At 58.5% G+C, this 22,196-nt stretch carries 15 protein-coding genes; 7 read left to right on the forward strand and 8 right to left on the reverse strand.

What is annotated here, in order from left to right:
- Window positions 1–14: 14 nt before the first annotated feature.
- From ssuD to ssuB, 3 genes are read left to right on the forward strand one after another with little or no spacing between them, the layout of a single operon-like run.
- Complete coding sequence (ssuD, locus tag MHZ89_RS03260) at window positions 15–1,160, forward strand: FMNH2-dependent alkanesulfonate monooxygenase (RefSeq protein ID WP_311781834.1); 1,146 nt, start codon at window positions 15–17, stop codon at window positions 1,158–1,160.
- 10 nt (window positions 1,161–1,170) lie between these two features.
- Window positions 1,171–1,962 carry an aliphatic sulfonate ABC transporter permease SsuC gene (ssuC, locus tag MHZ89_RS03265; protein WP_120451841.1) on the forward strand — a complete coding sequence of 264 codons (792 nt, stop codon included), beginning with the start codon at window positions 1,171–1,173 and terminating at the stop codon, window positions 1,960–1,962.
- Complete coding sequence (gene ssuB / locus MHZ89_RS03270; protein ID WP_311781835.1) at window positions 1,959–2,747, forward strand: aliphatic sulfonates ABC transporter ATP-binding protein; 789 nt, start codon at window positions 1,959–1,961, stop codon at window positions 2,745–2,747. Before ssuC ends, ssuB begins: the two co-directional genes overlap by 4 nt.
- A gap of 164 nt (window positions 2,748–2,911) precedes the next feature.
- Here the strand turns inward: ssuB and pepN are convergent, their stop codons facing one another.
- Entirely contained in the window at window positions 2,912–5,527 is a 2,616-nt protein-coding gene (gene pepN / locus MHZ89_RS03275; protein WP_311781836.1) for an aminopeptidase N, read from the reverse strand.
- 241 nt (window positions 5,528–5,768) lie between these two features.
- Between pepN and pncB the strand changes: the two genes are divergently transcribed.
- The 4 genes from pncB (at window position 5,769) to MHZ89_RS03295 (ending at window position 11,365) form a co-directional block, all read left to right on the forward strand.
- Complete coding sequence (gene pncB, locus MHZ89_RS03280; protein WP_311781837.1) at window positions 5,769–6,974, forward strand: nicotinate phosphoribosyltransferase; 1,206 nt, start codon at window positions 5,769–5,771, stop codon at window positions 6,972–6,974.
- A 158-nt stretch (window positions 6,975–7,132) separates the two neighbouring features.
- The gene (gene asnS, locus MHZ89_RS03285) at window positions 7,133–8,533 is read left to right on the forward strand and encodes an asparagine--tRNA ligase (RefSeq protein ID WP_311781838.1); all 1,401 of its coding nucleotides are present in this window, start codon (window positions 7,133–7,135) and stop codon (window positions 8,531–8,533) included.
- 301 nt (window positions 8,534–8,834) lie between these two features.
- A complete protein-coding gene (ompF, locus tag MHZ89_RS03290) occupies window positions 8,835–9,953 on the forward strand; it encodes a porin OmpF (protein ID WP_311781839.1) in 1,119 nt (372 codons plus the stop codon).
- Window positions 9,954–10,174: 221 nt separating this feature from the next.
- Window positions 10,175–11,365, forward strand: a complete 1,191-nt coding sequence (locus tag MHZ89_RS03295) for an amino acid aminotransferase (RefSeq protein ID WP_311781840.1) — start codon at window positions 10,175–10,177, stop codon at window positions 11,363–11,365.
- 92 nt (window positions 11,366–11,457) lie between these two features.
- On the opposite strand, the gene MHZ89_RS03300 is transcribed toward MHZ89_RS03295, so the two are convergent.
- From MHZ89_RS03300 to cmoM, 7 genes are all read right to left on the reverse strand, one after another.
- The gene (locus MHZ89_RS03300) at window positions 11,458–12,087 is read right to left on the reverse strand and encodes an MBL fold metallo-hydrolase (RefSeq protein ID WP_311781841.1); all 630 of its coding nucleotides are present in this window, start codon (window positions 12,085–12,087) and stop codon (window positions 11,458–11,460) included.
- 39 nt (window positions 12,088–12,126) lie between these two features.
- Window positions 12,127–12,675: a YcbK family protein gene (locus MHZ89_RS03305; protein WP_081135811.1), complete on the reverse strand. Its 549-nt coding sequence runs from the start codon at window positions 12,673–12,675 to the stop codon at window positions 12,127–12,129.
- Between the two features lie 187 nt (window positions 12,676–12,862).
- Window positions 12,863–14,671, reverse strand: coding sequence for a L,D-transpeptidase (ldtD, locus tag MHZ89_RS03310; RefSeq protein WP_311781842.1), 1,809 nt, complete (start codon window positions 14,669–14,671; stop codon window positions 12,863–12,865).
- Window positions 14,672–14,824: 153 nt separating this feature from the next.
- On the reverse strand, window positions 14,825–19,300 hold the full coding sequence (gene mukB / locus MHZ89_RS03315) for a chromosome partition protein MukB (RefSeq protein ID WP_311781843.1): 4,476 nt from the start codon (window positions 19,298–19,300) through the stop codon (window positions 14,825–14,827).
- The gene (gene mukE / locus MHZ89_RS03320) at window positions 19,297–20,007 is read right to left on the reverse strand and encodes a chromosome partition protein MukE (RefSeq protein ID WP_311781844.1); all 711 of its coding nucleotides are present in this window, start codon (window positions 20,005–20,007) and stop codon (window positions 19,297–19,299) included. Before mukE ends, mukB begins: the two co-directional genes overlap by 4 nt.
- On the reverse strand, window positions 19,988–21,310 hold the full coding sequence (mukF, locus tag MHZ89_RS03325; protein ID WP_103795362.1) for a chromosome partition protein MukF: 1,323 nt from the start codon (window positions 21,308–21,310) through the stop codon (window positions 19,988–19,990). Before mukF ends, mukE begins: the two co-directional genes overlap by 20 nt.
- A complete protein-coding gene (gene cmoM, locus MHZ89_RS03330) occupies window positions 21,307–22,092 on the reverse strand; it encodes a tRNA uridine 5-oxyacetic acid(34) methyltransferase CmoM (RefSeq protein ID WP_311781845.1) in 786 nt (261 codons plus the stop codon). The genes mukF and cmoM overlap by 4 nt, the downstream gene beginning before the upstream one ends.
- Between the last annotated feature and the right edge of the window lie 104 nt (window positions 22,093–22,196).

Genomic DNA, 22,196 nt, shown 5'->3' on the forward strand with positions numbered 1-22,196 from the left:
ATAAGGAGTGAATAATGAGCTTATCCGTATTCTGGTTTCTCCCGACGCACGGCGACGGACACTATCTTGGCACCTCTGAAGGGGCGCGTCCGGTCGACTATGGCTACTTGCAGCAGATTGCGCAGGCCGCCGATCGCCTGGGCTTCGGCGGCGTACTGATCCCGACCGGTCGTTCCTGCGAAGACGCCTGGCTGGTGGCCGCCTCGCTGATCCCGGTCACGCAGCGCCTGCGCTTTCTGGTGGCGCTGCGCCCCGGCGTGATCTCACCCACGCAGGCGGCGCGCCAGGCAGCGACGCTGGATCGCCTCTCCAATGGCCGCGCGCTGTTCAACCTGGTCACCGGCGGCGATCCGGAAGAGCTGGCGGGTGACGGTCTGTTTCTGGATCACCATGAGCGCTATGTGGAGTCGGCGGAATTTACCCGCGTCTGGCGGCGCGTACTGCAAGGCGAAACGGTCGATTACGCCGGGAAGTACGTTAAAGTGCGCGGCGCGCGTCTGCTGTTCGACCCGGTACAGCAGCCTCGTCCTCCGCTCTGGTTCGGCGGATCGTCCGAACCGGCGCAGGATCTGGCCGCCGAGCAGGTCGACGTCTATCTGACCTGGGGCGAACCGCCGGCGCTGGTTAAAGAGAAAATCGACCAGGTACGCGCCAAAGCGGAAGCACAGGGGCGCAAGGTGCGCTTCGGCATTCGTCTGCATGTGATTGTCCGCGAGAGCAATGAAGAGGCCTGGCGCGCCGCCGACCGTCTGATTGCCCATCTGGACGACGCCACCATCGAGAAAGCGCAGGCCGCGTTCGCCCGTACCGATTCGGTCGGCCAGCAGCGTATGGCTGCGCTACACGGCGGACGGCGCGATCGGCTGGAGATTAGCCCGAACCTGTGGGCGGGCGTGGGTCTGGTGCGCGGCGGCGCAGGCACAGCATTAGTCGGCGACGGCCCAACCGTTGCCGCGCGTATGCAGGAGTATGCCGATCTCGGCATTGAGACCTTTATTCTGTCAGGCTATCCGCATCTGGAAGAGGCGTATCGCGTTGGCGAGCTGCTCTTCCCGCATCTGGATCTGAACGTGCCGTCGATCCCACAACCGCGCAACGTTCAGGCATTTGGCGAAACCGTCGCCAACGATTTCCGTCCGCAGAAAGTATCGCAGAGCTGAGGAAGAGATGATGGCGAAAACCACCAAACGCATTACTAATCAGCTGGTGCCCTGGATTTTCCCCGCGCTGCTGGTGGTGATTTGGCAAATTGCCTCCCAGACCGGGCTGCTTTCAACGCGTATTCTGCCATCGCCGGAAAATATCGTTATCACGTTCTGGAATCTGGCCGCCAGCGGCGAGCTGTGGCAGCACCTTGCCATTAGCGGCTGGCGCGCGCTGATCGGCTTCAGCATCGGCGGCTCTATCGGGCTGATTCTGGGATTGATCACCGGCACGTCACGTCTTGGCGAACGGCTGCTGGATACCTCGGTACAGATGCTGCGCAACGTGCCGCATCTGGCACTGATCCCGCTGGTGATCCTCTGGTTCGGCATTGACGAAGCGGCGAAGATTTTCCTGGTGGCGCTCGGCACGCTGTTCCCGATCTACCTGAATACCTACCACGGCATCCGCAATATCGATCGCGGCCTGGTGGAGATGGCGCGCAGCTACGGCCTGTCGGGCTGGAGCCTGTTTATTCAGGTGATCCTGCCTGGCGCCCTGCCCTCGATTATGGTTGGCGTGCGTTTCGCGCTCGGCCTGATGTGGCTGACGCTGATCGTCGCCGAGACCATCTCCGCTAACTCAGGCATCGGTTATCTGGCGATGAACGCGCGTGAATTTCTGCAAACCGACGTGGTGGTTGTCGCCATTATTCTTTATGCGCTGCTCGGCAAGCTGGCGGATGTCGCCGCCCTGCTGCTGGAGCGCGTCTGGCTGCGCTGGCATCCAGCCTGGCAACTGAAGGAGGAGAACGCATGAGCAATACACTCTCTCCGGCGCGGCTCAATGCCGGCACGCCGGTCGGCGTCAACGGCGTCAGCAAGCAGTACGGCAACCGCACCATCCTGAACAATATCGATCTGCATATTCCTTCCGGCCAGTTTGTCGCGGTAGTCGGCCGCAGCGGCTGCGGTAAAAGTACGCTGTTGCGCCTGCTGGCGGGACTGGAGCAAACCACTCAGGGCGAGCTGCTGGCGGGCAACGCGCCGCTGCAGACGGCGCGCGAAGATACCCGCCTGATGTTTCAGGATGCGCGTCTGCTGCCGTGGAAGCGCGTGATTGATAATGTCGGCCTCGGTCTGAAAGGACGCGGATGGCGCGGCGCGGCGCTTGAAGCGCTGGAGGCAGTCGGGCTGGCGGAGCGTGCCAACGAATGGCCCGCCGCGCTTTCCGGCGGACAGAAACAGCGCGTGGCGCTGGCGCGCGCGTTGATCCACCGTCCCGGCCTGCTGCTGCTCGACGAGCCGCTCGGCGCGCTGGATGCGCTGACGCGTATCGAAATGCAGGGGCTGATTGAATCGTTATGGCAGCAGCACCACTTTACCGTACTGCTGGTGACGCATGACGTCAGCGAAGCCGTGGCGATGGCGGATCGTGTGCTGCTGATTGAAGAGGGACAAATAGGGCTCGATTTACTGGTTGATTTGCCGCGGCCGCGCCGTCGCGGATCGGTCAGGCTGGCGGAGCTGGAGGCGGAAGTGCTGGACCGCGTGATGCGACGCAGCGAAAGCGAACAGCCGGTGCACTACGCCCACCAGCGTTAAGGCAAACAACGCCATAACACAGACGCGGGTGACAGGGATCGAAAAGCAAAGCGTCCAGCGCAGGCCGGGCGCGCAGGAATGACTTACGACTTTACCATCGGGCCATTTCACCTGAGTCAGCTTAGCTGGCTAACAAAAAGGCGGGGTTTACCCGCCTTTACTGTTTACGCGTTCAGCGCTCGGGTGATCTTTTCATAGAGATCGCCTGAGAGCTTATCCAGCCCTTTCAGGGTTTCCAGCGCCTGACGCATCAGCGCTTGGCGATCGGCGTCGTAACGCTTCAGACGGATCAGCGGCTCAATCATACGCGCCGCCACCTGCGGGTTGCGGGTATTGAGATCGGTCAGCATCTCAACCAGGAACTGATAGCCGCTGCCGTCTTTGGCGTGGAACGCCGACGGATTGCCGGAGGCGAACGCGCCGATCAGCGCGCGGATGCGGTTAGGGTTGCTCATGGTGAACGAACGGTGATGCAGCAGCTCGCGCACTTTTGACAGCGCATCCAGCGACGGGCTGGTGGCCTGCAGCATAAACCACTTGTCCATTACCAGACCATCCTGATGCCAGCGCTCGTCATAGTGCGCCAGCAGGGCGTCGCGACACGGCAGCTGAGCCGCGACCGAAGCCGACAGCGCCGCCAGCGCGTCCGTCATATTGTTCGCCTGATAGTACTGCGTCTGCACCAGCTTATCTGCCAGCTCAACGTCGCCGAACGCCAGATAGCTCAGACAGATATTCTTCAGGGCGCGCTGCCCCATCGCGTCGTGCTCAATGCGGTATTCGCTTTGCTGATTCGCGTTGTAAACGGCAAAGAATTCATCCGCCAGTTCGGTAGCCAGCGTGCGCAGCAGCGCTTCGCGCACCGTGGCGATCGCCTGCGGATCGATCACCTCAAACAGCTCGGCGATCTCATTCTCGCTCGGCAGCGTCAGGATCAGCGCGGTCAGTGCCGGATCGCGGCCTTCGTCCAGCAGCACCGCCCGGAAGGCGTCGGCGACGTGCAGCGGCAGCGACAGCGGCTGACCCTGCTGGTGGCGCGCCACGTTAAGGCGGATATAGGTCGCCAGCAGGCTCTGCGCCGCATCCCAGCGCGCAAAGTCGTTGCGCGCATGGCGCATCAGGAAGGTCAGCTGGGCGTCGCTCCACTTATAGTCCAGCTTCACCGGCGCGGAGAATTCACGCAGCAGCGACGGCACCGGCTGGAAGTAGACGTTATCGAAGATAAAGGTCTGAAACTCTTCGGTCACGTTGAGAACGTTGTGCACCGGGTGGCCGTTATGCTGCAGCGGGATCACCTTGCCTTCGTTGTCGTAGAGTTCGATATCAAGCGGAATATGCAGCGGCAGCTTCTCTTTCTGATCGGCAGTCGGCGGCGTGTGCTGCGTGACATGCAGCGTGTACTGCTCCAGCTCTGGATTGTAGTCGTCGCGCACCGTCAGCACCGGGGTGCCGCTCTGGCTGTACCAGCGGCGGAACTGCGACAGATCGACGTTGGAGGCATCCTCCATCGCCTGCACAAAGTCGTCACAGGTCGCCGCGCTGCCGTCGTGGCGCTTAAAATAGAGCTGCATCCCTTTCTGGAAATTCTCCTCGCCGAGCAGCGTATGCATCATGCGGATCACTTCCGATCCCTTTTCGTACACGGTGAGGGTATAGAAGTTATTCATCTCCATGACCTGATCCGGGCGGATCGGGTGCGCCATCGGGCTTGCATCTTCGGCGAACTGCGCGCCGCGCATCACGCGGACGTTATCGATGCGGTTGACCGCGCGCGAGCCGAGATCGGAGCTGAACTCCTGGTCGCGGAACACGGTCAGGCCCTCTTTCAGGCTGAGCTGGAACCAGTCGCGGCAGGTGACGCGGTTGCCGGTCCAGTTATGGAAATATTCGTGGCCGATGACCGCTTCAATGCCGAGGTAGTCTTTGTCGGTCGCGGTTTCCGCCTTCGCCAGCACATATTTGGAGTTAAAGACGTTCAGGCCTTTGTTCTCCATCGCGCCCATATTGAAGAAATCGACGGCGACGATCATAAAGATGTCGAGGTCATACTCCAGGCCGAAACGCTCCTCGTCCCACTTCATGCTGTTCTTCAGCGAGGTCATCGCCCAGTCGGCGCGATCCAGATTGCCGCGGTCGACAAAGATCTCCAGCGCGACGTCGCGGCCGGAACGGGTTTTAAAGCTGTCGCGCAGCACGTCGAAATCACCCGCCACCAGCGCAAAGAGATAACAGGGTTTCGGGAAGGGATCCTGCCATTTTACCCAGTGCTTGCCCTGCTCTGTTTTGCCGCCGTCGATGCGGTTGCCGTTAGAGAGCAGGTAAGGATAGCGCGCCTCGTCGGCGATAATGGTCGTGGTGAAGCGCGCCAGCACGTCGGGGCGATCCAGATACCAGGTAATATGACGGAAGCCTTCGGCTTCGCACTGGGTGCAGAGCGCTTCGCCAGACTGATAAAGCCCTTCCAGCGCGGTGTTTTTATCGGGGTGAATATCATTGACGATCTTAAGCTGGAACTGGGCCGGCAGCTGGCTCAGCACCAGCGCCCCCTCTTCCTGGCGCCAGGCGCTCCAGGGCGAGCCGTCCACTTCAATGGAAATCAGGGTCAACGCTTCGCCATCGAGACGCAGCTCAGCCTGTGCATCGCCGAGCCGTTTAACCTGGCTGATTGCGGTGACGCGCGTCGTGGCGGCGTCAAGCGCAAAAGTCAGATCGATATCGGTGATGGTGTAATCCGGCGCACGATAGTCGTGGCGATATTTAATTTGGGGCTGTTGCGTCATATTCCGTCTCGCATTGTTATAGGTTTACCGCCAAAGTCTAAGCGCGTTGCCTTTAGCTTGCCATGCACAATGCATGTCTGGGCATAAATAGCTACAATTCATTAACAACGGCACGTTTTCACCTCGACCTGTGGGCTTGAAATATGCTGTGATCAGTCGCAGTTACTGATTTATACTCCTGCGTCTTTATGACTTTTACACACCGGGCTCTGCGCCGCCGAACAGGATGCTGAAACGCACCATGACAGGACATGCTTCCCCGATACTGACTTCACTGCTGGATACTGACGCTTACAAGCTTCATATGCAGCAAGCCGTCTTTCACCGTTACCACGATGTCACGGTGGCGGCTGAGTTTCGTTGCCGCGGCGACGATCTGCTCGGTCTCTATGCGAATGAGATTCGCGAGGCCATTAACGCCATGCAGACGCTTGCGCTGACCGATGACGAATATACGTATCTGTCCAGCCTGCCCTTCTTCCAGTCTGACTACCTTAACTGGCTGCGCGATTTTCGTTACAACCCCGAACAGGTGCAGGTGCGTAACCGTGACGGCCATCTTGCTATTCGCATTACCGGCCCCTGGCGCGAAGTCATCTTATGGGAGGTGCCGCTGCTGGCGCTGATCAGCGAGGTGGTGCACCGCCACCGCTCGCCGCATACCGGCGCGCAACAGGCGGTCGATCATCTGCAGCAGAAGCTGAGCGCTTTTCGCCACGAAGTCGCCGATATCGATATGTCGCGCTTTCGCCTGATGGATTTCGGCACGCGCCGCCGTTTTTCCCGCGATGTGCAGCACGCCATTGTCGCCACGCTGAAGCAGGATTTCCCCTGGCTTATCGGTACCAGCAACTACGATCTGGCGCGCCGCCTTGAGCTGACGCCGGTCGGCACCCAGGCGCACGAATGGTTTCAGGCCTTTCAGCAGATCAGCCCGGTACTGGCCAACAGCCAGCGCGCGGCGCTGCAGGCGTGGCTCGACGAATATGACGGCCAGCTTGGCATCGCGCTTACTGACTGTATCGCCATGGACGCTTTCCTGCGCGACTTCGGCGTTAATTTCGCCAGCCGCTATCAGGGGCTGCGCCATGACTCGGGCGATCCCGTCGAGTGGGGCGAAAAAGCGCTGGCCCATTATGAAAAGCTGGGCATCGATCCGCACAGCAAAACGCTGGTTTTCTCTGACAACCTCACTCTGGATAAGGCGCTGGCGCTCTATCGCCACTTTGGCCAGCGCGCCAGCGTGGTATTTGGCATCGGTACGCGCCTGACCTGCGATATTCCCGGCGTTACGCCGCTTAATATCGTTATCAAACTGGTGGAATGTAACGGCAAGCCGGTGGCGAAACTCTCCGACAGTCCGGGCAAAACGATTTGTCAGGATCAAGCCTTCGTCAGAGCCCTGCGCAAAGCCTTCGATCTGCCGCTGGTGAAAAAAGCCAGCTAATCCCCGCTTTATCGGGGCGTTGACGCGCCCCGCTTCTGCTGTAATAAATCTGCCGTCCCGCCGGATTTTGCTTGTTTCCTTGCGACTCGCAAGTAACATAGCAAAACCCCGGTCTGGGGAACTGTTTAAACTCACTTCTTCTATATAGAGAGATATTTATGAGCGTAGTGCCTGTAGCGGACGTACTGCACGGTCGCGTCGCGGTTGACAGTGAAGTCACCGTACGTGGTTGGGTGCGTACCCGAAGAGATTCAAAAGCCGGTCTTTCCTTCGTCGCCGTTTATGACGGTTCCTGCTTTAATCCCGTTCAGGCCGTTGTGAATAATTCTCTGAATAATTATCAGGATGACGTTCTGCGCCTCACCACCGGCTGTTCCGTGATTATTACCGGCACCGTGGTAGCCTCGCCGGGCCAGGGTCAGGCGTTTGAGATCCAGGCGACCCGCGTAGAAGTCACCGGCTGGGTGGACGATCCCGATACCTATCCAATGGCGGCGAAACGCCACAGCATTGAGTACCTGCGCGAAGTGGCGCATCTTCGTCCGCGCACCAATCTGATCGGCGCCGTCGCGCGCGTACGCCATACCCTGGCGCAGGCGCTGCATCGCTTCTTCCACGAAAACGGCTATTTCTGGGTCTCTACCCCGCTGATCACCGCTTCAGATACCGAAGGCGCCGGCGAGATGTTCCGCGTCTCGACGCTGGATCTGGAAAATCTGCCGCGCACGCCGCAGGGCGCCGTTGACTTCAACGAAGATTTCTTCGGCAAAGAGGCCTTCCTGACCGTTTCCGGCCAGCTGAACGGCGAAACCTACGCCTGCGCGCTGTCGAAAATCTATACCTTCGGCCCAACCTTCCGCGCCGAAAACTCTAACACCAGCCGTCACCTGGCGGAGTTCTGGATGCTGGAGCCGGAGATCGCCTTCGCCACGCTGGATGACGCCGCCGCGCTCGCCGAAGCGATGCTGAAATATGTGTTTAAAGCGGTGCTGGACGAGCGCGCCGACGATATGGCGTTCTTTGCCGAACGCGTGGACAAAGAGGCGGTCGATCGTCTTGAGCGCTTTATCTCAACTGACTTCGCGCAGGTCGACTATACCGATGCCATCACTATTCTGGAAAACTGCGGTCAGACTTTTGAAAACCCGGTTTCCTGGGGCATTGACCTCTCTTCAGAGCACGAGCGCTATCTGGCCGAGCAGCACTTTAAAGCGCCGGTGGTGGTGAAAAACTACCCGAAAGACATTAAGGCGTTCTATATGCGCCTTAACGAAGACAATAAAACCGTGGCGGCGATGGATGTACTGGCGCCTGGCATCGGCGAAATTATCGGCGGCTCGCAGCGTGAAGAGCGTCTCGACGTGCTCGACGCGCGTCTGGAAGAGATGGGCCTGAATAAAGAAGATTACTGGTGGTATCGCGATCTGCGTCGTTACGGCACCGTACCGCATTCTGGCTTTGGCTTAGGCTTTGAACGTTTAATCGCCTATGTCACCGGCGTACAAAATGTAAGGGACGTTATCCCTTTCCCACGCACGCCGCGTAATGCAAACTTCTAAAATTAACGATTAATTATAAGAAATTCATATATATAAAGAGGCCGACACTGTCGGCCTTTTTTTATTTTTGTAAATTTTGAGTTGTCTCACAAAGTTCCCCAAAATTTACATCCTGCAATACAAATTTGCTTTTAGAAACCAGATTACGAGTTTAGTAGCATTTTCACAGTGGCATATCCCGCTACAGGATGGAAAGATGCGTGCAGACACAGGAAGACACCAAACTTCTCTCAGGGTTCCGTAACGGTTTCTTGACGGCAGTGGCAGGTGTCCGAATAAACTCCAATGAGGGTAATAAATAATGATGAAGCGCAACATTCTTGCAGTGGTTATCCCTGCTCTGTTAGCTGCCGGCGCAGCAAACGCAGCAGAAGTTTATAATAAAGACGGCAATAAGCTGGATCTGTACGGCAAAGTAGATGCGCGTCACCAATTTTCTGACAGCACTGGTGATGATGGCGATCAGTCTTATGTTCGCTTCGGCTTCAAAGGTGAAACCCAGATTAATGACCAGCTGACCGGTTACGGCCAGTGGGAATACAACATTCAGGCAAACAACTCAGAAGGTGCAGACGCACAAGACGGCAACAAAACCCGTCTGGGCTTCGCCGGTCTGAAATTCGGCGACGCTGGCTCAATCGACTACGGCCGTAACTACGGTCTGGTTTACGATGCAATCGGCTGGACCGATATGCTGCCAGTTTTCGGTGGCGACTGGGGCAGCTCAGACAACTTCATGAACGGTCGTAGCACCGGTCTGTTGACCTACCGCAACAAGAACTTCTTCGGTCTGGTAGATGGCTGGGACTTCGCAGTTCAGTATCAGGGTAAAAACGACCGTAGCGACGTTCGTCGTGCTAACGGCGACGGCTGGGGTGTGTCAACCTCTTATACCTCACCAATCGGTGTAGGCATCGTTGGTGCATATAGCAGCAGCGACCGTACTAATGCTCAGGCAGCGGGTACTACTGACGTCAACGGTAACGTATACGGCCAGGGCAAACGCGCTGAAAACTGGGCAACTGCGCTGAAGTATGATGCGAACAACGTTTACCTGGCAGCAATGTATGGTGAAGGCCGTAACTCTTCATTCTTCGGCGTCAGCGTACCTGGCGCTAATAATACCGTTGTCGATGGCACTGCTTTCGTCAACAAAAGCCAGACTATTGAGTTAGTTGCTCAGTACCAGTTTGACTTCGGTCTGCGTCCATCCGTGGCCTACGTGCAGCAGAAAGGCAAAGATATCGAAGGTATCGGTGATGCTGACCTGTACAAATATTTCGACATCGGCGCGACTTACTACTTCAACAAAAACATGTCTACCTATGTTGATTACAAAATCAACCAGCTGGATGACAACAACCCGCTGGGTCTGAATACAGACGACGTGGTCGGTGTTGGCCTGGTTTACCAGTTCTAAGTTGCCTGCCGTAAAAAACGGAGCCTCGGCTCCGTTTTTTTATGCCTGAAATTCACGATCCTGAAATCCCCTGTAAAACGACGCTTCCCTCTTCTCAGCCATAAGCATCCCGAATGACCGCTGCTGAATGACGATTTTTTGCGTAAACGGTTGGCAATGCGCAGCGCTGACGTTAACCTGAAGGCTCATTTCGTTAAAGTTCACGCTACTGGACACGACTCATGTTTGAATCTATCTCTGCGGCACCTGCCGATCCTATTCTTGGGCTGGCCGATCTGTTTCGCGCTGACGACCGCCCGCACAAAATCAACCTCGGCATCGGCGTTTATAAAGACGAAACCGGCAATACGCCGGTGCTCACCAGCGTAAAAAAAGCCGAGCAGTATCTGCTGGAAAACGAAACCACTAAAAATTATCTCAGCATTGATGGCCTGGCCGATTTTGCACGCTGCACTCAGGAGCTGCTGTTTGGCGCAGAGAATCCGCTGATTGCCGCTGGCCGCGCGCGTACCGCGCAGACCCCAGGCGGCACCGGCGCGCTGCGCGTCGCGGCTGATTTTCTCGCTACCCAGACCAGCGTCAAACGCGTCTGGGTGAGCAACCCCAGCTGGCCGAACCATAAAAACGTCTTCAACGCCGCCGGCCTTGAAGTGTGCGAATACGCTTACTACGACGCGGAAAAGCACCAGCTCGATTTCGACGGCATGCTGGCCGCCCTGCAGGAGGCGAAAGCTGGCGACGTGGTGCTGTTCCACGGCTGCTGTCACAACCCGACCGGCATCGATCCCACAGCAGAGCAGTGGAGCCAGCTGGCGCAGCTTTCTCAGGCTAAAGGCTGGCTACCGCTCTTTGACTTTGCCTATCAGGGCTTTGCTCGCGGTCTGAATGAAGATGCGGAAGGCCTGCGTATTTTCGCCGCCTCGCATCAGGAGCTGATCGTCGCCAGTTCTTACTCCAAAAACTTCGGCTTATATAATGAGCGCGTAGGTGCCATTACACTGGTCGCCGCCGATGCTGCCACGGCCGAGACCGCCTTCAGCCAGGTGAAATACACTATCCGCGCTAACTACTCCAACCCACCGGCGCATGGCGCAGCGGTAGTGGCGACCATACTCAGCAACCAGGCGCTGCGTACCATCTGGGAGCAGGAGCTGACCGATATGCGCCAGCGCATCCAGCGCATGCGTCAGCTGTTTGTGAACACCCTGGCGGAGAAAGGCGCAACGCGCGATTTCAGCTTTATTATCCAGCAGAACGGTATGTTCTCTTTTAGCGGTCTGACCAAAGATCAGGTTATCCGCCTGCGCGACGAATTTGCTGTTTATGCGGTCAATTCGGGCCGCGTTAACGTTGCAGGCATGACGCCGGATAATATGTCAGCGCTGTGCGAAGCGATTGTGGCTGTGCTGTAAGCTCGCCGGGCCACTCATGCGCGAACGCGCGCAGTGAGTGTGTCAGCTACGTGAATGGGCCGCTTCGGCCCATTTTTTATGGCAGAAAGGTTTTATTGCAGAAAAGGATTACTAATACGCTCGCGGCCCAGCGTTGAAACAGCACCGTGGCCAGGAACAAAAGTCACATCGTCGCCCAGCGGCAGCAGCTTATCGTTAATTGATGCGATCAGCGCCTGATGACTACCCTGAGGAAAGTCCGTACGTCCTACACCGCCGTGGAAGATCACATCGCCTGAGATAAGCAGACGGCCTGCTCGATCGAAAAAGACGATATGACCCGGCGTGTGGCCAGGCGTATGCAGAATCTCCAGCTCAACCTCACCAACCTGAACCTTGTCGCCCTCTTCCAGCCAGCGATCCGGCGTAAAAGGCGCGCACTCCGCCAGACCAAACATCCTGCTCTGCGTCGGCAACGCTTCCAGCCAGAAGGCATCCAGCCTGTGCGGCCCGACGATGGGCACCTGATAGTGCGCAGCCAGCTCCGCCGCCGCGCCCACATGATCCAGATGGCCGTGTGTCAGTAAAATCTGCGCAGGCGTAAGATTGAGCTGCTGGAGCGTCTCAATGATGTTAGCCGCATCGCCGCCCGGATCGACCAGAGCGGCGTCGCGAGTCGCCTCGCACCAGATAACGGAACAGTTCTGCGCGAAGGCGGTAACAGGAATAATGTGGTAGTTCATAACGCTCCATGACCGGCGCACGCAGCGTTGCCGGCGTCATTACCAGTGCCGTACCGGCCCGGTATCAATATGAACGAAGTTGCTGCGAGGATAATATCCTACACCACCGGCGCGCATTGTTAAGGCTGCTTTGCGGATGTTATTCAGCGCGATGCCTTCAATATGGAAATCCATCGCCTGCCCTTTGGTGTGGTAGCTGTGCTTCGCCACGCCTGGGCCGCTTTCGCGCAGCATATTGTTGGTTGCCAGCGAGCGATAGCCAGAGACCAGCTGGATCGGCTTGCGGGTTTCCAGCAGCGCCTGCAGGCGGTAGATCTGATCGAACAGATGGGGATCGATGCTTTTAGTCAGATTGGCGCGATAATCACGAAAAAAGTGGTTCAGGCGAGCCAGCTCGCTCTTATCGTAACTTTTCCCGTTAAAAAACTCAGTTTTAAGGGTTTCACCGGTGTGAAGATTGCTCAACGTCAGTACGCGAGGACGTGACGTTGAAAGCGAGGCCATAGCTGCGTTGGGCAGTAGCGCCATCCCGGCCGCAGCCGTTCCGCCAAGAAGCAATTTGCGACGTGTTAAATTAAAACTGGACATGAAAAACGGTTACCTGAGTTGAAGCCATCGAAATGTGCAAAAACCGCACAAGGCCGAACCATAACCGTCCGCCCAAGTCCCGTCAACCCGCCGTAGAGAAGTTTGGAAGGCGATCCCGGATGAGATCGCCTTTGTGGAATCCTTATCGCAGCGGTAGCAAAAAGGAACAGAGTTTGAAAATCAAGGATTAGAGCAGCAGCTGTCCGGCGCGAGCCAGCGCCTGGCTGCCTGAACGGGCTGGGTTATCATAATTGTAAATATCTGTTCGGAACTGCGGCTTGCCGTCGTCGGCCACCCAGGCGGTCAGATAGTAGAGGTTTACCGGAATACGATGCCGGATCGGCACGTAGCGCGTGTCGCCCTGTTTTAACTGATCGGAAATGCGTGAATCATTCCAGCCTGCATCCTGCAGCAGCAGACCCGCCAGCTCTGACGCTTTGTTGACGCGCACGCAGCCTGAGCTTAGCGCGCGTATATCACGCTGGAACAGTCCGTGGTTTGGCGTGTCGTGCAGATAGATAGCATCTGAGCTAGGCATGTTGAACTTATAGCGGCCCAGCGAGTTGGTGTTGCCCGGCGCCTGACGCACGCGATAGGGGAAAGATGAGGCTGAAACCATGCTCCAGTCAATCATGCTGGGGTCGATCACTTCCGCATCCGCGCTCCAGCCGGAGAGCAGCGTATAACCGTGTTTGTAGAGATAGCTCGGATCCTGCTTCACCTTAGGAATAATGTCCTGACGAACCAGCGTCGTCGGCACGTTCCACGGCGGGTTGAGCACCACATTATTAAGCGCGCTGCGCATCAGCGGCGTTTTGCGATCGGGACGTCCGACAATCACGCGCGACGAAAGGATCTTATTGCCGTTGTTGTAGTAGGTCAGAGAATAGTTAGGGATATTAACCATGATGCCGTTGTGCATATCATCCGGCAGCAGGCGCAGACGCTGGATATTCAACGCCAGCAGCGCGGCGCGCATCTGCGGCGTGACGTTGAGCCACTCGCGGGTGCGCGGGCCGATATTGCCGTCGTTGCCCAGTCCCTGCCACTGCTGAAAGCGCTTAACGGCCTCTACCAGGGTGGCGTCATAGACGTTATTGCTGCCTGCCTCAGCGGCGCCGTTTTGCACGCTGCCAACGGCCTGCGGCGTCTGCGTCGCGAGATCGCCGACGCTGGCCGCTGAGGGGCTGACCGCAGCGGGCTGCGCGCTCTGGCTTACCGGAACAGGCGCTGTCGGCACCGCGTCGTCCGCAGGGCTTGGCGCAGCGGTCTGGGCGGTAAACATGCCGGTACGCTGTAAGATTTCGCGCAGCGCAGGAACATCATCGCTGACCTGGCCGGGGCGCAGGGTTTCACGGTTTTTCAGCTGCGGCCAGGGGCGGGCGTCGGTCAACAGCTGTTTTAGCGCAGCGTGCATCGGCGCATATTGCGGATGCTGCGGTGCCAGCGAAGAGACAAAAGAGGCGGACGCGCCCGCCAGCACCGCCTTTTGCCACTGGTTCACTACCGCCACCGACGGCTGCGCCAGTTTGTAAGGCACGTTGCTGTAGAGCCAGCTTTCGCCCTGGGTCGGCACGCTGGAGACGAACTGCAGATAACCCAGCATGGCATCGCTGAGCACCACATCGCGCGCAAAGCCGCTAATGCCAGGATCGGTCAGGCGATCGATCCAGCGCGTAAACTGCGGCTGAACGCCCGACATCGCCACTTCAGCCAGCTGCTGCTGAAACTGCTGCACCGCTGCGCGATCCTGCCACATTGGCTGCATATTGTGCGCCGCATAAAGCGACGCGAGAGAGGCCAGATAGAATGGCGGCTCTTTACCGGCAAACGCCTGGCGCAGGCGCTGCTGGCTGCCGCTTACCGAAATAGCCGCGTGCGTAGTACCGGGTAACGCTGCAATAACGGCCGCCTGTGTGAAATGCAGCGGCGTAAAGGCCAGCGCTATCGCCAGCAGTGAAAAAACATAATTGTTGGTTTTATTGGTCAGCAACATCCCTGCCCCCTCATTTGTTTACCACGCAGCGTTTCCTGGATCCGCTGCAACTGGGCTGCTACTCATGACCTGAGTATACAAATAAAAAACGGCATTTGCCTCACAGGCCAAACGCCGTTTACAGATTACCCAAAGCGGTAATTATTGAACAGATTAAACCTGCGAGTTTTCCGCTTCCAGACCCGCCTCTTCGGCGCTGTCGCGGCGTGCTGGCGTCGCATCGGCAGAGAAACCGCGCAGGCCGACGACGTGAACATGTTCCGTGTTGTTAAACACTTTACGGACCAGCTTATAGGTAGTGCCTTTTTCCGGGCTGATGTTTTCCGGCGCCGCAATCACCAGCTGCATTTCCAGACGCTCGCAGAGTTCAAACAGCGTGGCGATAGAGCGCGCATCCAGACGCGCCGCTTCGTCAAGGAACAGCAGACGGCAAGGGGAAATATCTTTGCCGCGCAGGCGGCGCGACTCCTCTTCCCAGCTCTGCACCACCATCACCAGAATCGACATCCCGGTACCGATCGCTTCACCGGTCGACAGCGCCCCGCTCTCGGCGCGCAGCCAGCCGTCGGAGCCGCGGTTAACCTCCACTTCCATTTCCAGATAGTTGCGGTAGTCCAGCAGCTCTTCGCCGATGGTCTGCGGCGTACGCTGGCCCATATCGATCTGCGGATTCAGACGCTGATAGAGTTTCGCCAGCGCTTCGGAGAAAGTAAGGCGGCTGCTGTTAAACAGATCCTGATGCTGTTCATGCTCTTCCGACAGGGTATCCAGCAGCGTGGCATGCGCTTCGCGCACGTTAACGTTAAGCCGCACGCTGCGCACCTGGCCGAAGCTCACCATCTGCAAACCCTGGTTCAGCTGACGGATGCGGTTTTGCTCGCGCTGAATGGTTTTACGAATAATGTTCGACACGCTGCGCGAGCTGATCGCCAGCGTCTGCTCGCGCGCCGTCAGCTCTTCGGTCAGACGGTTCAGCTCAATCTCCATCTGCTCGATCGCCTCGACTGGATCATCGGTACGGATGATATCCTGACGGATACGTTCGCGCAGATGCTGATAAACGGCGATAAAGAACTGGATTTTGCGCTCCGGACGTTTGGGATCTTCCGACAGGCGCAGAACATCGCGTAAATGCTCGTTATCCGCCACGGCCAGACGCAGCGCGCCCAGCGCCTTATCCGACATCGAACGCAGCTCGTCGCCGCTCAGATAAGCGAGTTCACGACGGTGCAGGCGTCGCTCGACGCCATTCTCTTTCACCAGACGCAGCACGCTGCACCAGCCCGCTTTGGCGCTGACTACCTGCTCGCGAATGCGATGGTAGTCGCGCTCCAGCACGCGCAGCCGCTTCTGCAGGTTCTCCATCTCCGCTTCACAGAAGGTGAGCTGTTTCTCCAGCTGGTTGCGGCGGGCGCGGTTGTGGCTCAGCGCGGCGTAGAGTTCGTCACGGCGAATGCGCGCGCGCTCTTCCGCGCTGGCGTCCGCATGCACGCCGATATCCTGCATCTCCTGCAGCAGCTCTTTCAGCATGTCGCGCTTGGTATCGTGCGAACTTTTCAGGGACGCCAGCACCTGGCTGTACTGCGTCAGCTGCGCCCGATGTTCGCGCAGGCGTTCGCGCGCGCGACTGCGCTCGCCTTCAGCCTGTTCCAGCTGGCGACGCAGCTTATCGCTGAGATCGTTGTTGCCGTTCAGCATGCCGGCAGAGTCGCCGTAGCTGAAGTGGGCGCGACGCTGTACGACTTCCGTCAGGGCGAACGCCTGCTGACGCGCAACGCGCTGCTGCTGCTGCGCCTGCTGATAGTCCGCCTGAAGCTGTTCATGCTGTTCCGGATCGCTCTGCAATACGCTAATCAGCGATTCAAGCTTCGTAAGTTTCGCGCCATGCTGATGCAGGAAACGCGCCGCTTCCTGCGCGACCTCTACCTGTTCGCGGATCTCGTCGCAGCGATCGGCCAGCGTATCGTCCAGCAGCAGGTTCACGCGCGGCAGCAGACGGTTAAGCTGCGCCACGCCCTCTTTCGCCTGCTCATACTGCTGGCGCTGCTGCTGGTTGTCGCTTTCATGCTGGTTCAGCGCGCGCTCCAGCTCGGTGCGGCGCGCGTTATACTGGCGAATCTGCGCTTCTGGATCTTCCTCAAAGGCGACCGCCAGATGGGTGCCGATAAAACGGCTGAAGGACTGATGCAGGCGCTGCGTTTTCTGCACGTCGAACGAGAGCGTGGCATAACGCTCCGCCAGACGATCGCGCTCGTTGTGCAGCAGCTCCAGCTGGTTCTCGCGCGCGGCGCGGCCGAACAGCGGGATTTTCGGGAAGCGCGAATAGCGCCACTGCCGCTCCGCCACTTTCACCACCACCGCGTTTTGCAGCTCTTCCACGGCGAAGACGCTGTCGTCGAACGACTGTGGATCGCCTTCGATCAGATAGAGATCTTCCGGGCACTCTTCCAGACCGTCGAGCTGCTCGCGCACCAGCGACAGATCCGGCACGACGATAGCGTGGCGCGACGGGCCGTAGAGGGCCGAGAAGTAAGGCGCGTCATCAAGCGTAACGTCGTCGTAAATTTCAGAGAGCAGCACGCCGCCGAAGCGTTCCGCCAGCTGCGTCAGGCGCGCGTCTTCCGCGCCGCCAGGCTGGCTGAGGCGTTCAATCTGACGCTCAACGTCGCGTTTGCGCGCGGCGATTTCGTCACGCTCAACCGTGGTTTCGCGCTCGCGCTCCAGCAGCTGCTGCATAAATTCGGTAATCTGCTGGCTGTTTTCCAGCGCTTCGCCGGTCTGCTCGCTGAGCTGCGTCAGGATCTCCTGCGCCGCCAGCCAGTGCGGCGCGCGCGCGGTCAGGGCTGCGATGCGTTCGCGCAGCGACTCCAGCTCCTGACGCATCACCATGCGGCGCTCGCCGGCGTCGGAGACGCTGGCGCTGAGCTGTTCAATCTGCGCTTCCAGCTCGCTATGCAGCCCTTCCAGCGCGTCGGCGTCATAGTGCGCGCCCTGGCGTTTACAGAACTCCGCCAGCAGCCGCTCCGCCTCATGTTGTTCACGCAGGCGCTGCTCCAGTTCGTTAAGACGCAGACGCAGCGATGAGAGCTGCTCGGCGTAATGACGCTGGTTGGCGGCGTCGCGCAGCAGCTCGCGGCCGGTCTGCCAGGCTTCCTGACGCGGCACGTTGCCAGCGATGCTGGTCACCAGCGCCAGCGCCTGTTCGAACTGGCTGTGCGCCGCTTCCGCCACGCTCAGCTTCTGCTCCAGACGCAGCAGCGTCTCCGTCGCTTCCTCTTCGGTCGCCTGGAAACGCGCCTGCCATTCGTCGGCGTTGTCGATAGTCAAATCCGGCAGCTGGCACAGGGTTCTGGCGCGCTCCAGCGCCTGCAGCGCCTGCTGATACTGAATCGCGCGCGTCTGCTGAACGTCGAGCGCCTGCTGAAAATCGGCCAGCTGGTTTTTCAGCTCGTCCACTTCCAGCTCCGCCGCTTCGGCGCGCGCTTCGTTCTCTTCCTGCACTTCGCGCGCTTCCGCTACCACCTCGTTCTGCTCTTCCAGACGGTGGGTCAGCTCGTCGAGATCCGCCTCATAGCGCTCGATTTTTTCCTGCTGGCGCATGGCGGTCTGCACCAGATTGAGGTGATCGCTGGCGGCCTGATAGTCCGCTTCCAGATCGTTCTCCGCGCCGCCGTGTTCAGCAAGCTCTCGCGCCATCTCAATATGGCGATACTGCTCCGACGCCAGCTGTTTGCGGCTGGAGAAGAGATCGCGGCGCAGCTGCAGCGCGCCGTCGAGATGGATGCGTCGCTCGTTGGCGTGACGCATATAGTCCGCCGACACATAGCTGGTGGCTTCGGAGATAAGGTGTTTAAAGAGGTCGCGATCGGACTGCGTAACGCGGATCGCCTCCAGCGTCATGCGGTTTTCGCGCAGTGCCGCTTCCATATCCTGAAACGCTTTGCGCACGCCGCTGTTTTCCGGCAGCAGATAGTCGCGCAGCGAGCGGGTAATGGCGCTGGAGATACCGCCATAGAGCGATGCCTCAATCAAACGGTAGAACTTGCTGCGATCGCCAGCGGAGCGCAGACGACGCGGCACGATACCGTGTTCGAACATCATCGCATGGTAGTCGGTGACCGAGCTGAACTGGCGGAACTGCACCCCTTCCTGCGCTTCGACGCGCTCTTTGACTTCGCTCAGCGGCAGCACACGCGCCTGACGGCTGTTCATAATCTCGGTCAGCATATCGGTCGGCTGGCTATCCATCGGCAGCCCGTGAATGCTGAACGGTTTGATATCGACCTTTTTATCGCGGCCCGCTACCTGCTGCAGACGCACGCCCGCAATCACGCGCTGGTGACGCGAGTTGATAACGTCCAGCACCGCGTAGCACACGCCGGCGCGCAGCTTGCCGTGCAGGCCTTTATCGCGCGAGCCGCTGGTTGCGCCCGCTTCGGTGGTATTACGGAAGTGCAGCAGCGTCAAATCCGGGATTAACGCCGTAACGAAGGCGGCCATGGTGGTGGATTTACCGGCGCCGTTGCCGCCCGATAAGGTGGTGACCAGTTCGTCAAGATCAAAGGTTCGGGCAAAAAAGCCGTTCCAGTTGATCAAAGTAAGCGAACGAAATTTTCCGCGTTCAATCATGCCTGTTCTTCCTCCGCGCTATCATTCGCTTCGCTGTCAATATCATCCGGCTCGCTGCTAATGCTGTCGAGCGGCATCGCTTCGCCGTCGCGGATCAGCCGCAGCTGCGCGTCACGCGGATCGTCGCCGCTGCGCACGTCGGCGCCAAAGCGGAACACCGATTCGGTAATGCGGAATTTGCTGCTGTCGTTGCCCATAAACCACACCATGCCGAGTCGACGCAGACGGCTCAGCGACGCGCGCATTTTTTCCTGCAGCCTGGCCCGATCGAGATCGGAGCCGGTCGAACGCTGGTTCACCAGCTTGAGCAGTTTGTTCTCATCGGCGAGCGTCAGCAGTTCGTCATACAGCTCTTGCTGGGTGAAGATGCCTTCGTTCGCCAGACGCTCCGGGCTAAGGTAGAGATAACAGAGCAGCTTGCCGACCATCATATCCAGCTCAGAAAGCACCGAGCGTGGAATAAGCGTGGTGGAGCGCGGACGCAGATAGAAAAAGCCCTCTGGCGCGCGAATTAATTCAACGTTGTAACGTGCGTAGAACTCTTCCAGATACGGCTGGTAATCCATCAGAAAAGCGTGTTGATCCAGCTCTTCGATGCCGATATGGCGCCCGGCGCGCAACTGGCTGTCAAGCGCGGGAAAAACTGGATTCGCCAGTGCCTGTGCCAGCTTAAGCGGCATCACTTGTTCAATATTTGTCGATGACATGTGCCTGCACCTTGGCTCCGTAATCATTAATGGCCTGCCACTGTGCGGGCAGGCCGGCTAAATCGGCTTCCGCCACGCCGAGACGCACCGCCTGATCGACCACGATACGCGCCAGGTCAAAGTGGCGCGCGCGCGGATACTGGGCAAGATAGTCGCGCATCACCGTGGCGAGGTTGAGCGGTTTCTGCTCGGATTTGTAGCTCAGCAGCGCCTCTTCGATCATCGCCGCCAGCTGTTCGCGGATTTCGTTAAACTCTTCATATTCCAGCTCGGCAGGGAGTTCACCCATCACCTCGTCGTTGCGCAGCGTCAGATCTTCGTCGCGCATATCGAACAGACGATCGGCGCTGGCGTAGGTCAGCACCCAGGGCTGGTCGAAGTAGTTCTGCACCGACTGACGCAAGCGCTGCGCAAATACGCGGTTCTTGTCCATGTCGATGGCGGTTCGAATAAATTTGTGGACGTGGCGGTCATAGCCGATCCAGAGATCGATCGCCTGCTGGCCCCAGCTGATAATGCGGTCCAGCTTGTTTTGCAGATCGAACACCAGCTTATCGACAAAGCCGAGATCGGGACTGCTGAGCGTCGCGTCCTGAATACGCAGCAGATTGGCCTGCAGCTTGTCGCCCGCCGCTTCCAGCGTATCCTGTAGCTCGCGCAGCGTGCCGGAAGTTTCCGACAGCAGCATTTCGCAGCTGGAGATCGCCGCGCGCCAGTCTTTGTTCAGCAGATCGGCGATATCGTTCTTGACCGCCTGCTGCTGTTCATCCATCAGACGCTGCGTCATGTCGATGCTGTCGAAAATTTCCGCCACAGAATATTTCAGCGGCGCGAAGACGTTGCGGTGCCAGTGAAACTCGTCGCCATCCTCTTCCGCCGCGTCGGCGGCGCGTTTCAGCTCGCCCGCCACGATCGACAGCTGCATCGACAGGCGCAGCGTAGAGAACTCGCGCTGACGGATGTAGTAGTCGGTGATGCCGATCGCCAGCGGCGTCAGACGATAAATGGCATGGCCTTCCGTCATCTCGCTGGTAAAGCGGTTAATCAGGCGCTGGCGCACCATATCGTTGATGGCGTTGTTGGCGCGCACCATGACGGTCTCATGGGTCTGTTCAAATGCCTTACTGACGTGCTGAAAAGCATCGATCAGCTCGCCTTCACTCATTTCGCCATCCATGCGCTCGCCGTTCAGGGTGGCGATGGCCAGCAAAAAGGCCAGACGATCGACCGGCAGCGCAAGCGAAAAGTCGTTCTTGCGCGCCCAGCTGACCAGCTCGGGTACCGTCTGGGAAAATTCACTCATAATTCTTCCTGCTTTCCTGGTTTACGCGCGGTTACGTGAATGTAACGTCCCAGGCTTAAAAAGGGTTCCTGGCGACAGTAGCGTCGCTCCATCTCAAGAATGCTTGCATCGCCTCCGCCGTCTGCCGGCGGCGCTTTCATATAATCGCTGAAGACGCGCACGCCCGTACGCTGTTCAATGTCGAAACCGCAGGCGCTAAGCCAGCGGTAGACATCGTCAGGATCGCGCGGGTAATCCGGCGACAGAGAGCGCTTCTTCTGTTTCGCCATATTGACGCGCAGGTAACCGAAGTTTCCCAGCGTCAGGTTGCGAAACACCAGGCTGTGGCGGTTAAAAAACATCAGCGACATAACGCCGCCTGGCCGCAATGCGTCAAACAGCGCCTGTAGCGCTTTTTCAGGCTCTGCGACCCACTCAAGCACAGCGTGAAACAATACCAGATCCACCGGCGTATCCAAATGCTCGCCCACCTGCTGTACGGCGATTTGTCTGAATTGCATGTTATTGCTCACACCCTGCGCCTCGGCATGCTGCTGCGCCCGGCGCAGCATCTCCGCCGAGAGATCGCATAACAGGATCTGATGACCGCGCTGCGCCAGCCCGCTGGAAATTTGCCCCAGCCCGCCGCCGGCGTCCAGCACGCGCAGAGGAGCTGTGCCGAGCGTAGGCAGAATCGTCTCCAGCTCGTCCCAGAGGATCGCCTGACGCACAATCCCTTTGGTCGTGCCGTAAATATTTTGCGAAAATTTTTCCGCGAGATCGTCAAAGTTACGATCCTGCATGGCGTGGGCTCCGGTATGCTGCGCTCAAACGTATGCTATTTTGTCACAGGCTCAAGAAGAATGAACCTTTCATCCCCTTCTTCCTTTCCGGCTGCTGTTTTTTC

Source organism: Pantoea sp. ACRSB, assembly GCF_022346905.1.
Taxonomy (GTDB): Bacteria; Pseudomonadota; Gammaproteobacteria; order Enterobacterales; family Enterobacteriaceae; genus Pantoea; species Pantoea piersonii.